The organism is Kitasatospora sp. NBC_01266, assembly GCF_036242395.1.
Lineage (GTDB): Bacteria > Actinomycetota > Actinomycetes > Streptomycetales > Streptomycetaceae > Kitasatospora.
Map to the genome: position 1 here is coordinate 5,854,056 of NZ_CP108458.1, position 13,635 is coordinate 5,867,690.

Sequence of the window (13,635 nt, forward strand, 5' to 3'; positions counted from 1 at the left end):
GTGCGGCACGCCACCAGTCAGGTACCTCGCGAGATGGAAGTAGGTCGAGATTGCGATGAGCACTCGATGAGTACGCGATGAGTACGCCCATGAAGTAGCGACGGTCCGGCGGAGACGACCCCGGACTTATAGACAGGAGCGAAGTGGCTAAGGTCCGGGTATATGAACTCGCCAAGGAGCTTGGCTTGGAGAGCAAGGCCGTGATGGCCAAGCTCACCGAGCTCGGTGAGTTCGTCCGTTCGGCGTCCTCGACGATCGAGGCGCCGGTCGTGCGCAAGTTGACTGATGCTCTGGGAGCGACCCCGCCCGCTGGCGGCGGTGCTGCCAAGCCTGGCCCGCGGAAGCCCGCGGCGCCCACCCCCACCGGCGCTGCCGGTGCTGCCGCACCCAAGCCGGGTGCCCCCACGCCGGGTCCGCGTCCCACCGCGACCCCCGGCCCCCGTCCGACCCCGGCCGCCGCGCCGGCTCCCGCCGCCGCGGCTCCGGCTGCTCCGGCGGCCCCCGCCGCGCCGCGTCCGGCCGGTGCCCCGACCCCGGGCCCGCGCCCGGCGGCGCGTCCCGCGGCTCCGGCCGCTCCGGCCGCCGAGTTCTCCTCCCCGGCCCCGGCCAGTGAGGCTCCGGCTCGTCCGGCCACCCCGGCCCCGGCCCAGGCCCCGGCTTCCGCGCCGCGTCCGGCAGCCGCTCCGGCCGCCGGCAGCGGTGCCCGTCCGGGCCCGCGTCCGGCCGGTCCGCGTCCGGGCAACAACCCCTTCACCTCGGGCAGCGCCACCGGTATGGCCCGCCCCGGCGACCGCCGTTCCGGTGGTCCCGGTGACCGTCCGCAGCGTCCCGCCGGTGGCCCCGGCGAGCGTCCGCGTCCCGGTGGCGACCGTCCGCAGCGTCCCGCCGGTGCGCCGGGTGACCGTCCGCAGCGTCCCGGTGGCCCCGGCGACCGTCCGCAGCGTCCGGGTGCCCCTGGCGACCGTCCGCAGCGTCCCGGTGGTCCCGGCGACCGTCCGCGTCCCGCCGGTGCCCCGGGTGCCGGTGCGCCGCGTCCCGACGGGATGCCCCGTCCGGCCGGCCCGCGTCCCGGTGGGCCGAGCCCGTCCGGCATGCCCCGTCCGAACCCCGGCATGATGCCGCAGCGTCCCGGCCCGGGTACCGGTCCGCGTCCCGGCCCCGGTGGCCGTGGTCCGGGTGGCCCCGGTGGCCGTCCGGGTGGTCCGGGTGCCGGTGGTGGCGCTCGTCCCGGCTTCCAGGGCCGTCCGGCCGGTCCGGGCTCGCGTCCGGCCGGTGGCGGCGGCTTCGGCGGCCCCCGTCCGGGTGGCGGTGCCGGTGGCGGCGGTGGCTTCGGTGGCGGCGGCGCCCGTCCCGGTGGCTTCGGCGGCCGTCCTGGCGGCCCGGGTGCCCGTGGTGGCACGCAGGGTGCCTTCGGTCGTGGCCCGGGCGGTCGCCCGGCCCGTGGCCGCAAGTCGAAGCGTCAGCGTCGCCAGGAGTACGAGGCCATGCAGGCCCCGTCCGTCGGCGGTGTGATGCTGCCTCGCGGCAACGGGCAGACCGTCCGCCTGTCGCGTGGTGCCTCGCTGATGGACTTCGCGGAGAAGATCAACGCCAACCCGGCCGCGCTCGTCTCGGTGATGTTCAACCTCGGTGAGATGGTCACCGCGACCCAGTCGGTCGCCGACGCGACCCTCGAGCTGCTGGCCGGCGAGATGGGCTTCGTGCTCGAGATCGTCAGCCGTGACGACGAGGACCGCGAGCTGCTGGAGTCGTTCGACATCGACTTCGGTGCCGACGAGGGCGACGAGGACGAGCTCATGCCTCGCCCGCCGGTCGTCACCGTCATGGGTCACGTCGACCACGGTAAGACCCGCCTGCTCGACGCGATCCGCAAGAGCAACGTGGTCGCGGGCGAGGCCGGTGGCATCACCCAGCACATCGGTGCCTACCAGGTCACCGCCGAGGTCAACGGCGAGGACCGGAAGATCACCTTCCTCGACACCCCGGGTCACGAGGCGTTCTCCGCCATGCGTGCCCGTGGTGCCAAGTCCACCGACATCGCGATCCTGGTGGTCGCGGCCAACGACGGTGTCATGCCGCAGACGGTCGAGGCGCTCAACCACGCCAAGGCCGCCGGTGTGCCGATCGTGGTCGCGGTCAACAAGATCGACGTCGAGGGTGCGGACCCGGTCAAGGTCCGCGGTCAGCTGACCGAGTTCGGTCTGGTGGCCGAGGAGTACGGCGGCGACACCATGTTCGTCGACATCTCCGCCCGCCAGGGCCTGCACATCGACCAGCTGCTGGAGGCCGTGGTCCTGACCGCGGACGCCTCGCTGGACCTGCGGGCCAACCCGGAGCAGGACGCGCAGGGTATCGCCATCGAGGCGCACCTGGACAAGGGCCGCGGCGCCATGGCGACCGTCCTGGTCCAGCGCGGTACGCTCCGCGTCGGCGACTCGATCGCGGTGGGTGACGCGCACGGCCGCGTCCGCGCCATGCTCGACGAGAACGGCAAGAACGTCGACGAGGCGGGCCCGTCCCGTCCGGTCCTGCTGCTCGGTCTGACCTCGGTGCCGCGCGCCGGCGACAGCTTCATCGTTGTCGACGACGACCGCACCGCGCGCCAGATCGCCGAGAAGCGTTCGGCCCGTGACCGCAACGCCATGTTCGCCAAGCGTCCGATGCGGATCTCGCTGGAGAACCTGGACCAGGCGATCGCGGCCGGCGGCATCCAGCAGCTGAACCTGATCATCAAGGGCGACGTCTCCGGTTCGGTGGAAGCCCTCGAGGACGCGCTGGTCAAGCTGGACGTCGGCGACGAGGTCGAGCTGCGCATCCTGCACCGCGGTGTGGGTGCCATCACCGAGTCCGACGTGGACCTGGCGATGGGCTCGGACGCGATCATCATCGGCTTCAACGTCCGCGCCGAGGGCCGTGCTCGCACGGCGGCCGAGCGCGAGGGCGTCGACGTCCGGTACTACTCGGTCATCTACCAGGCGATCGAGGAGATCGAGGCGGCGCTCAAGGGCCTGCTCAAGCCGGAGTACGAGGAGGTGCGCCTCGGCTCCGCGGAGATCCGCGAGGTCTTCCGCAGCTCCAAGTTCGGCAACATCGCGGGTGTCATCGTCCGCGAGGGCCTGCTGCGCCGCAACGCCAAGGCCCGCCTCATCCGCGACGGCAAGGTCGTGGCGGAGACCCTCACCATCGAGGGCCTGCGTCGCTTCAAGGACGACGCGACCGAGGTCCGCGAGGGCTTCGAGGCCGGTGTCACCCTGGGGTCGTTCAACGACATCAAGGTGGACGACGTCATCGAGACCTTCGAGATGCGCGAGAAGCCGCGCTCGTAGCAGCTCTCTCCACCCGGGGCCGGCCGACGGGAATTTCCCGTCGACCGGCCCCGGTCTCGCTGTGTAAGGTCCTGCGCTACGAGCCCCGTTCGGGGCGCCCTACGAGGCCTTCAGGTCGGCGAGACCTGTCATACATGTTCGTGGGAACACTCACCTTCGACCTGCTGCTGGGCGATGTCCATTCGCTCAAGGAGAAGCGTTCGATCGTGCGGCCCATCGTGGCCGAACTGCAGCGCAAGTACAGCGTCTGTGCTGCGGAAGTCGGAAACCAGGAGCTGCACCGGCGGGCCGAGATCGGCCTGGCGGTGGTCTCCGGTGAGCACCGTTTCGTCACCGAGATCCTGGACAGCTGCGAGCGGTTGGTCGCCGGCCGCCCCGAAGTGCAGCTGCTCTCCGCCCGGCGGCGGTACTACGGCGACGACGATGATTGAGGTCGGGATGTGCGGGCGGCCACCCGGGAACGGGCTGTCGCCACCGTCACACCGACGAGGACCGATAGCGCTCACAAGGCTGAGCGCGGGCCGGTACGTTGGGGCGTGGGCCCCGATGGGCGCTGCGGCGTCCGGCGTACCGTGCCCACTGCACGAGGAGGCAACGTGACCGACACCGCAAGGGCGCGCAAGCTCGCCGATCGAATCCAGGTGATCGTCGCCCAGACCCTGGAACGGCGGATCAAGGACCCGCGCCTGGGCTTCGTGACCATCACCGACACCCGCGTCACCGGCGACCTGCGGGAGGCCACCGTCTTCTACACGGTCTTCGGCGACGACACCGAGCGGGAGGCGACCGCGGCCGCGCTGGAGAGCGCCAAGGGGGTGCTCCGCTCGGAGGTCGGCAAGCAGACCGGGGTGCGCTTCACCCCGTCGCTGACCTTCGTCGCCGACGCGCTGCCGGACACCGCGAAGACCATCGACGACCTGCTCGAGCGGGTCCGGGTCTCGGACGCGGCGGTACGCACCGCGGCGACCGGGGCGCAGTACGCGGGGGAGGCCGACCCCTACAAGGTGCCGGCCGCCGAGCGCGACGACGACGCGGACGAGGACGAGTAGTCATGGCAAGTGAGCCGGCGGCGGCCGGTTCGGCGAGGGCGTCGGTCACCAACTCGGTGACCGACGCCCTCGCGGTGCTTCCGGGGCAGCGCGAGGAGTCACCGGGCGGTTTCGCGGGGGAGCGGGGCGCGCGGGCCGAGGGCTCGTCGGCGCCGGACACGCAGGCCGGGTTCGAGGCGCAGTGGCAGCGGATCGTGGCCGAGATCGGGCGCTGCCCGGCGATCGACCTGATCTGCCACATCGCTCCGGACGGTGACGCGCTCGGCTCGGCGCTGGCGGTCGGGCTGGCGCTGCGCTCGCTCGGGCACCAGGTGCGGGTCTCCTTCGGGGACGACCCGCAGATCGTTCCGGACTCGCTCTCCTTCCTGCCGGGGCAGGAGCTGATCGTGCCCGCCGCCGAGCTGCCGGACCGGCCGGAGCTGGTGATCTGCTTCGACGTCGCCTCCGAGGGGCGGCTCGGCCTGCTGCGGGAGAAGGCCTTCGCGGCGCGGGCGCTGGTGGTGCTGGACCACCACGCCTCCAACCCGGGCTTCGGGACGCACCGGATCATCGACCCGGGCGTGCCGGCCACCGCCGTGCTGGTGGACGAGCTGCTGCGGCGGCTGCGGGTGCCGATCGACCGGGACATCGCCACCTGCCTGTACACCGGGGTGGCGAGCGACACCGGGTCGTTCAAGTACGCCGGCACCACGCCGGCCACCCATGAGCTGGCCGGTCGGCTGCTGGCCACCGGGATCCGGCACGACCTGATCTCCCGTCAGCTCTGGGACACCACCTCCTTCGGCTACCTGAAGGTGCTGGGTGCCGCGCTGGACCGGGCGGTGTACGAGCCCGCGGCGGCGGGTGGCCGGGGGCTGGTGTGGACCTGGGTGCCCTACCAGGACCTGGTGCTGTTCAGCGTGACGATGGAGGAGCTCGAAGGCCTGATCGACGTGCTGCGCAAGCCCGCCGAGGCCGAGGTGGCCCTGGTGCTCAAGCAGGACCCGGACGGCACGCTGCGCGGGTCCTGCCGGTCCAAGGGCGCGGTCGATCTCGCGGTCGTCTGCACGAAGCTGGGCGGGGGCGGGCACACCTTCCAGGCCGGCTTCTCGGCGCGGGAGGACGTGCCGAGCGCGATGGCGCGGTTCCGGGCCGCGCTGGCGGATTGACCGCAGGGCTTGCAACGTCTGCAAGCCCTGTTTCCAAGGTTTGCAAACATTGCAGAGAAAGAACTGATGAAGCGCAAAGGCACTGGCCCTGACGGTCTGGTCATCGTGGACAAGCCCGAGGGCATCACCTCCCACGGCGTGGTCGCCCGGCTGCGGCGGCTGGCCGGGACCAGGAAGGTCGGCCACGCCGGCACCCTGGACCCGATGGCCACCGGGGTCCTGGTGATCGGCGTCGAGCGGGCCACCCGGCTGCTCGGGCACCTGATGCTCACCGCCAAGACCTACGAGGCGACCATCCGGCTCGGCCAGACCACGATCACCGATGACCGGGAGGGCGAGGTCACCGCCTCGACGCCGGCCGACGCGGTGCCGCGGGCGGCGATCGACGAGCAGATCGCGGTGCTGACCGGCGAGATCATGCAGCAGCCCTCCAAGGTCAGCGCGATCAAGATCGACGGCAAGCGCTCCTACCACCGGGTCCGCGAGGGCGAGGACTTCGAGCTGCCGGCCCGGCCGACCACGGTGCACTCCTTCACCGTGCACGAGCTGCGGCAGGCGGTGGCCGAGGACGGCACGCCGGTGATCGACCTGGACGTCACCGTGGAGTGCTCCTCCGGCACCTACATCCGCGCGCTCGCCCGCGACCTGGGCGGCGCACTGGGCGTCGGCGGTCACCTGACGGCGCTGCGCCGGACCAGGGTCGGACCGTACGGGGTGGAATCCGCCTACACCCTGGAGCAGTTGGAGGAGCAGTTGACGGTGCTGCCGATCGGCGAGGCCGCCGCGGCGGCGTTCCCGCGCTGGGACATCGGGGCGGACGACGCGCGACTGCTCTCCACCGGGGCCCGGTTGACGGCACCCGGCCTCGGCGTGGACGGGCCGATCGCGGTCTTCGGGCCCGGCGAGCAGTTCCTCGCGCTGGTGGAGGAGAAGGGCGGCCAGGCGCGACCGGTGGCGGTCTTCGTGGGCTAGCGGCTGCGGCGTTGCCCAGGGGCGGCGCGGAAAGTCGGCTGGGTCGACTTTCCGCGCCGCCTTTTCGGTGGGTGCTGCGGGGTGGGGCGGCTCGGATCCTCACCCGGATGGACGAGCGCGCGAAGTGAAGGCCCGTGGTGAACGGGGCGGTCGGGGTCGCCCGGGGCGTGGCGCGGGCAAGCTCCTCGCGGCAGGCACGGCAGCGGTGACGGGCCCGACGGGTGTCCACCGGGCCGCCGGGGAGGGCAGCACGGATGGCTGGTGACCTGGAGGGCAGCGACCCGGCGGACCCGTACGGGGCGCTGGTCGGGATCAGTACGAGCACCGGGCGCACGCTCGGACACGGCTTCCGGGCCGATGCGGACGGCACGGTGCTCACCGCCGACGAGGTGGTGGCCGAGGCCGCCGAGCGGGGCGACGGACTCCGGGTGCGCGCGGCCGGGGAGTCCCACCCGCTCGCTCCCGGCGCGCTGACCCGCTGCCCCGAACTCGGGCTGGCCTGGCTGACCGTGGACCGGGCGGCGGTCGCCGGCGCACCGCTGCCGGTGGCCGAAGCGGCCCCGCTGCCGGGACAGGACGTGCTGCTGCCCGGCGTGGGCCGCGGCGGCCTGATCGGCGCCGGCACCGCGCTGGCCGGCGGCCTCGGCCAGGCGCGGCTGCTGTCGGGCGTACTGCTGCTCGACCTGCCGCCGGGCACCGAACCGGTGGCTGGACTGCCGGTGCTCGACCCGGCGACCGGCGTGGTGCTCGGCCTGCTGGCCCCCGCCCTGCGCGGGCTGCCGGACGGCCTGACCGGCGCGATCCCGCTGTCCGCCGCCCGGTCGGCGGGCCCGGCGGAACTCGCCGAGCTGCTGGCCCGCAACGCGGTCGCCGCGCCCGCCTACGGGCCGGCGCTCAACCTGGGCGGGGTGCTCCGGCTGGCGGACCGTCAGCTGGCCGCGGCGGGCGCGGGACCGGGACGGATCGCGGGGCTGGCCGCCGATCGGGTGGAGCGGGCGGACGGCCTGTCCGGCGAGGAACCCGGCGTGCCGCTGACCGTTCTGGTCGGCGAGCCGGGCAGCGGGCGGACCACCGAGCTGGCGGCCCTCGCGGTGCGTCGCAGCACCGGTGCCAGGGCGCTGCCGACCCTCTGGCTGCGCGGCGCGGACCTGCGGGCGCCGGACCGCTGCCTGCGCGCGGTGCTGGCCAGGACGCTGGCGCGGCTCGCCGCCGGGGCCGACGAGGCGGCGGTCGCCCAGGTCTGCGCGGCGCGCGACCGGCCGCTGCTGGTGGTGCTGGACGCACCCGAGGAGGCCCCCGGTCTGCTCGGCACCGCCTGGTGGACGGCGACGCTGGCCTGGTTGGCCGCGGCGCGGGTCCGGCTGCTGGTGGCCTGCCGCCCGGAGAGCTGGGAGCAGTACTCAGCCTCGCTCGATCCGGCGCTGCTGCGGCTGCACCGGCTGAGCCCGCTCGGCGGCTCGGCCCTGGAACTGGCCGCCCGGCAGTACGGGGTGACGGCGGGGCAGCAGCAGCTGCGTCCGCTGCTGCTGCGGCTGGCGGGGGAGCTGCGGGCCGCCGGCCTCGATCCGACGGGGGCCGAGGCGGGCGAGCTCTGCCAGGGGTGGCTCGACCTGCGCTGCCTGCGGATCGCCGAACGGCTGGCCAGGGAAGGCCTGCGCCCCGCCTCGCACCGCAAGGGCGGCACGGTCCCGCCGGTGCCCGTGATCGCGCCGGGCCGGGTGCGCCGACTGGCCGTGACGGTGGCCGGCCGGGTGCACGAAGCGGCCCGCCGGATGCTCGGGCCGGGACAGGGCGGGCTGGGGCGGGCGGTGTTCGAGGAGCTGTTCCCGGCCGACGGCGGCTGGGCGGCGGCGGTGCTCGCGGAGGGGCTCTTCGTGCCGGCGGGCGAGGGCTACCGGCTGGCGCACGAGGAGGTCGCGGACTGGCTGCAGGGGCAGCACCTCGACCTGGACGCGACCCTGCGCCTGCTGGTGGAGCAGGACCGCCCCGTCGCCCGGTGCGTGGTGCCCCGGCACCGGGTGGGCGCGGTGGAGGCGGCGCTGCGCTCGCTCGCCCGGGCGCGCGGGGCGGCGGGGCTCGATCCCTGGCTGCACCGGCTCTGGCGACCGCTCGCGGAACGGGACACCGAGCCGGGCGAGGCGGCGGATGAGGCAGCGGGCGAGCCAGCGGACGGGGAGGCCCGCTGGTGGGCGGCCCGGCTGCTGGCCGCGGGGCTGCGGGCCGGCCAGGACCCGCAGGCCCACGGTGACCTGCTGGAGCTGATGGCGGAGCGACTCGCGGCGGCACCCGCCCGCTGCGCATCGGGCACTGGGCCGGTGGCGCGGTTCGGCCCCGGGTTCTGGGCCGAACTCGCGCTGCCCGCCGAGCGCTGCTGGGCCCTGCTGCGGCTGCTGGTCCGGGCGGACGGCCCCGAGCAGGGCTTCCTGGCCCTGGCGGCGGCCCGGCTCACCGCCACCGGGGTGACGGCCTTCCCATCGCTCTGCCGCTGGTTCGAGGACGGCCGGGCGCTGCCCGCCCGCCCCGGCGCGACCGTCGCCGACCTCGCGCACGACCTGCTCTTCGCCCACCGGGCGCTGGGCGTCGACGAACTGACCGAGGCGCTGGTGGACACCGCGCACCCGAGAGCCGACGCGCTGCTGACCGTGCTCGCGGTCGAGGAGCCCTCCGCGCTCTGCCGCGCGGTGGACCGGTGGAGCCACGACGCCCGCCCGGAGCGCCATGTGGCCGCCGCCGTGCACGCGCTGCGCACCGCGCCGTACGCCACCGGCGCCGGGCGCGAGCTGCTGCGCCACACCGCGCTGACGCTGCTCGCCCGGGAGGGCGAACCGGGCCTGCACGGGGCCGCGCTCGCGCTGCTGGTCCGCGATCCGGCCACCCGGGCCCGGCACCTGACCGGCGCGCTGGCGGCGTACGCGGCCGACGACCCGTTCATCGGCCCGGAGGTGCTGGGCCCGGCGCTGACCACCGACACCGGCGCGGTGCTGGCCGCTTTCGAGGCCCGCCTGGCGCGGCCCGGACCCGGCGCCGCCGCCGTGCTGCGGGTGCTCGCGGACGCCCCGGCCGGGACCGGCGGGTCCGGGGCGCCGGGCTCGCTGCCCGATCCGGCCACCCGGCTGGCCGGGCGACTGCTGCGGGACCGTCCGGAGCGGGCCGAGCTGGTCGCCGAGTACCTGAACCGGCGGCTGACCCTCGGCACGGCGGGCCGGGGCGACCTGACCGCCCTGCTCGGGGCACCGCCCGGTGAGCGTGCGGCGCCGGTCCGGCGCGCCTTCGCGCTGGTCCTCGCCTCGCCGCAGGACGACCCGGGGCCGACCCGGGCGCTGCGCCGCGAGTTCCTGGACCGGCTGCTGGCCACCGAACGGGAGCCGGACGTGCTGGCGCCGGCCCTGGAGCGGCTGGCCAACGGCACCGCCCGCCAGGACCCGGGGTGGACCCGCGCGGTGGTGTGCCGGATCGCGCTCGCCTGGGAGCGGGGCGAGGGCGGGCCGGAGCGCTGGGACGCGCTGCTGGTGCGCTGCGCGGGCCGCGCCGCCGACTTCGCGCAGCTGCTCGCCGAGTGGCCCGCCGATGACCGCCCGCCCGCCGGCGGGCCGCTGCTGGCCCGGATGCGCGCGCTGCTGGCGCAGGGCCGGGACCCGCAGTACGCGGCGGCCGAGGCCGAGCGCACGCCGGTGCGGGCGGTCACCGCCGTGCTGCCGCGCGCAGCGGGTGTTCCGGTGCCCGGGCGCGGAGCGGCGCATGGCACGCTATAGGGGATCGAGTTCGAGCATGTGAGCAGTGGCGGAAGAAGAGGAGCGGTCAGGGTGCAGCGCTGGCGTGGCCTGGAGGAGATTCCCGGCGACTGGGGACGCAGCGTCGTCACCATCGGTTCCTTCGACGGTGTGCACCTCGGGCACCAGCTGATCATCAACCGGGCGGTCCTCCGGGCCCGTGAACTGGGCGTCAAGGCCGTGGTGGTGACCTTCGACCCGCACCCGAGCGAGGTGGTCCGCCCCGGCAGCCACCCGCCGCTGCTGGCCCCGCACCCGCGCCGGGCCGAGCTGATGGCGACGCTCGGCGTGGATGCCGTGCTGGTGCTGCCGTTCACCGCCGAGTTCTCCAAGGAGTCGCCGCAGACCTTCGTCCAGCAGGTGCTGGTGGACGCGCTGCACGCGCGGCTGGTGATCGAGGGGCCGAACTTCCGGTTCGGGCACAAGGCGGCGGGCGATGTCGCGCTGCTGGCCGAGCTGGGCCGGGCCGCCGACTTCGAGGTCGAGGTGGTCGACCTCCAGGTGCGCGGCGCGGCGGGTGGCGGCGAGCCGTTCTCCTCCACGCTGGTGCGCCGCCTGGTCGCCACCGGTGACATGGCCGGAGCCGGTGAGGTGCTCGGCCGTCCGCACCGGGTCGAGGGGACGGTGGTGCGCGGTGCGCAGCGCGGTCGCGACCTGGGCTACCCGACCGCGAACGTGGACACCGTGCCGCACAGCGCGGTCCCGGCCGACGGGGTGTACGCGGGGTGGCTGACGGCGAGTGGCGAGCAGATGCCGGCCGCGATCTCGGTCGGCACCAACCCGACCTTCGACGGCACCGCCCGCACCGTGGAGGCCTACGCGATCGACCGGGTCGGCCTGGACCTGTACGGGCTGCACGTGGCGGTCGACTTCCTCGCCTTCCTGCGCGGCATGGAGAAGTTCGACACCATCGAGGCGCTGCTCGACCGGATGGCCGCCGACGTCAAGCAGGCCCGCGAGCTGACCGCGAACGGCTGACGGCCGGACGACTGACGCGGCGCCCGCCCCGAGAAGCATCGGGGCGGGCGCCGCGTCAGTTGCTCAGCTCTGGGCGGGCGGCGGCGGGTAGCCGTAACCGCCGGGCTGCTGCGGGGGCTGCTGCTGCGCGGGGCCCGGCTGCTGCGGCGCGCCGGACGGCGGGTAGCCGTAGCCCGGCGGCGGTGCGGTGGGCTGCTGGCCGGGCTGCGGTGCCCAGGGCTGGGCGGGCTGCGGCGCGCCCCACGGCCGGCCGCCGTCCTGCTGCGGGGGGTAGCCCTGGCCCTCCGGACCCGGCTGTCCCCACGGCTGCTGCGGCTGCGGCTGGCCCGGTCCGGGCTGACCGGGCCACTGCTGCTGCGGCGGCACGCCCGGCTGCGGCTGGGCCTGCTGCTGCCAGCTGTTGCTCTGCGCGGCCTGCTGGGCCCGGACGATGTCCTCGCCGACCAGGGTGGCCAGGTCGAAGTAGGCCTCGCGGACCTTGGGCCGCATCATCTCCAGGTTGACCTCGGCGCCGGCCGCCAGGCTCTCGTCGAACGGCACCACGATGACGCCCCGGCAGCGGGTCTCGAAGTGCGCGACGATGTCCTCGATCCGGATCATCTTGCTGGTCTCGCGCACCCCGGAGACCACCGTGATGCTGCGCTGCACCAGGTCCGCGTAGCCGTGCGCGGAGAGCCAGTCCAGGGTGGTGCTGGCGCTGCTGGCGCCGTCCACGCTCGGGGTGGCGACGATGATCAGCTGGTCGGCCAGGTCGAGCACTCCGCGCATCGCGCTGTAGAGCAGGCCGGTGCCCGAGTCGGTCAGGATGATCGGGTACTGGCGGCCCAGCACGTCGATCACCTGGCGGTAGTCCGAGTCGTTGAAGGTGGTGGAGACCGCCGGGTCGACGTCGTTCGCCAGGATCTCCAGGCCGGAGTTCTGGTCCTGCGAGGTGAACTGGCGGATGTCCATGTAGCTGCGCAGGTGCGGGATGGCCGTCACCAGATCGCGGATGGTCGCGCCGGTCTGGCGCTTGATCCGGCGCCCCAGGGTGCCCGCGTCCGGGTTGGCGTCGATCGCGATCACCTTGTCCTGGCGCTCGCTGGCCAGGGTGGCCCCGAGCGAGGTGGTGGTCGTGGTCTTGCCGACACCGCCCTTGAGGCTGATCACCGCGATCCGGTAGCAGCTCATCACCGGGGTGCGGATGATCGCCAGCTTGCGCTCGCGCTCGGCCTGCGCGGCCTTGCCGCCGAACCTCAGCCGCGGCGCCTGGCGCTGCTGCTTGGGCTGGCTGCGCAGCAGCCGGTCGGAGGAGAGCTCCACGGCGGCGGTGTAGCCGAGCGGGGCGCCGTGCGCGGTCGGCTGCTGGGCGCCCTGCTGCTGGAACGCGGCGGGCGCCTGCGGGACGGCCTGCTGGTGCGGGTAGGCCATCGGTGCCGGGTAGGGCTGCTGCTGCACGGGGCCCGGCTGCTGCGGGGGGAACGGCTCCGGTCGGCCGGTGCCGGGCATCGGCCAGCCACCCTGGCGCGGGTCGACCGGGCCGGGCTGCGGGACGGCTCTCTGCGGCGGGCCCGGCTGGGGGACGGCCGGCGGCTGCGCCCACGGCGTGCCGGGGCCGGGCAGCGGTTGGGTGGGCGCCATCGGGCCGCCCTGCTGCTGGGGCAGCGGGCCGGGCTGCTGCGGTCCGGGCTGCTGCGGGCCGGGTTGCAGCGGGCCGGGTTGCTGCGGGCCGGGCTGGACCTGGGGCGGGTACGCGTCGGCCGGGTAGGCGCTGTTGGGGAAGCCGTAGCCGTAGCCCGGCTGCTGGGGGCCGGGCTGCGGCGCGGCGGCCTGGTAGCCGTACTGCTCGGCACCCGGCCAGCCGGGGGGCGGACCAGGCTGCGCGGGCGGTCCCGGCTGGGCCTGCGGTCCGGGCTGCGCGGGCGGCAGCGGCTGATGAACGGCCGGTGCGGGCTGTACGGCCGGCGTGGGCAGGCCGGTCTGGGCGAACGCGGCCGGCTCGGCGGCGAACGGCGGGTTCGCCGGGTTCGCCGGGTTCGGCAGGCTCGGCGCGAGGGGTGCGGCCGGTGCCGGCTCGGCGGCCGGCGTCGGCGCGGGAACCGGCGGGCTCGGCTGCGGCGCCACGGGCTCGGCCTCGGCCTCGGCGGCGACCGGCTCGGCGGGCGGTGTCACAGCGGCTGGCGCCGGGACGGGCTCCGGAGCGGGCGCGGGTGCGGGCGCGGGCACCGCGGCGGCCACCGGGCCGTCGGCGGGCGCGGCCGGGTCGCCCTGGGTGTACCAGGACGGGGGAGTGTAGTCGGGGGCGTCGGACCAGTCGTCGTCGTCCTCCGCCGCGTTGTCGCCGACGTAGACGCCGTCCCGATCGCTGCTCACCTTGGGCTCCCTCGTGTTCGCTGCCGCTCGTCGCGGTGCG

At 75.2% G+C, this 13,635-nt stretch carries 8 protein-coding genes; 7 read left to right on the forward strand and 1 reads right to left on the reverse strand.

Annotated elements, in window-relative coordinates:
* Window positions 1-143: 143 nt before the first annotated feature.
* From infB to OG403_RS25555, 7 genes are all read left to right on the forward strand, one after another.
* Window positions 144-3,326 carry a translation initiation factor IF-2 gene (infB, locus tag OG403_RS25525; RefSeq protein ID WP_329568206.1) on the forward strand — a complete coding sequence of 1,061 codons (3,183 nt, stop codon included), beginning with the start codon at window positions 144-146 and terminating at the stop codon, window positions 3,324-3,326.
* 134 nt (window positions 3,327-3,460) lie between these two features.
* On the forward strand, window positions 3,461-3,757 hold the full coding sequence (locus OG403_RS25530; RefSeq protein WP_329568208.1) for a DUF503 domain-containing protein: 297 nt from the start codon (window positions 3,461-3,463) through the stop codon (window positions 3,755-3,757).
* Window positions 3,758-3,922: 165 nt separating this feature from the next.
* Window positions 3,923-4,375, forward strand: coding sequence for a 30S ribosome-binding factor RbfA (gene rbfA, locus OG403_RS25535; protein WP_329568210.1), 453 nt, complete (start codon window positions 3,923-3,925; stop codon window positions 4,373-4,375).
* A gap of 2 nt (window positions 4,376-4,377) precedes the next feature.
* Window positions 4,378-5,523 carry a DHH family phosphoesterase gene (locus OG403_RS25540; RefSeq protein ID WP_329568212.1) on the forward strand — a complete coding sequence of 382 codons (1,146 nt, stop codon included), beginning with the start codon at window positions 4,378-4,380 and terminating at the stop codon, window positions 5,521-5,523.
* Between the two features lie 66 nt (window positions 5,524-5,589).
* On the forward strand, window positions 5,590-6,495 hold the full coding sequence (truB, locus tag OG403_RS25545) for a tRNA pseudouridine(55) synthase TruB (RefSeq protein ID WP_329568214.1): 906 nt from the start codon (window positions 5,590-5,592) through the stop codon (window positions 6,493-6,495).
* A 254-nt stretch (window positions 6,496-6,749) separates the two neighbouring features.
* A complete protein-coding gene (locus tag OG403_RS25550) occupies window positions 6,750-10,247 on the forward strand; it encodes a serine protease (protein WP_329568216.1) in 3,498 nt (1,165 codons plus the stop codon).
* A 51-nt stretch (window positions 10,248-10,298) separates the two neighbouring features.
* Window positions 10,299-11,243: a bifunctional riboflavin kinase/FAD synthetase gene (locus OG403_RS25555; RefSeq protein ID WP_329568219.1), complete on the forward strand. Its 945-nt coding sequence runs from the start codon at window positions 10,299-10,301 to the stop codon at window positions 11,241-11,243.
* A 63-nt stretch (window positions 11,244-11,306) separates the two neighbouring features.
* Here the strand turns inward: OG403_RS25555 and OG403_RS25560 are convergent, their stop codons facing one another.
* Window positions 11,307-13,595: a MinD/ParA family protein gene (locus tag OG403_RS25560; protein ID WP_329568221.1), complete on the reverse strand. Its 2,289-nt coding sequence runs from the start codon at window positions 13,593-13,595 to the stop codon at window positions 11,307-11,309.
* Between the last annotated feature and the right edge of the window lie 40 nt (window positions 13,596-13,635).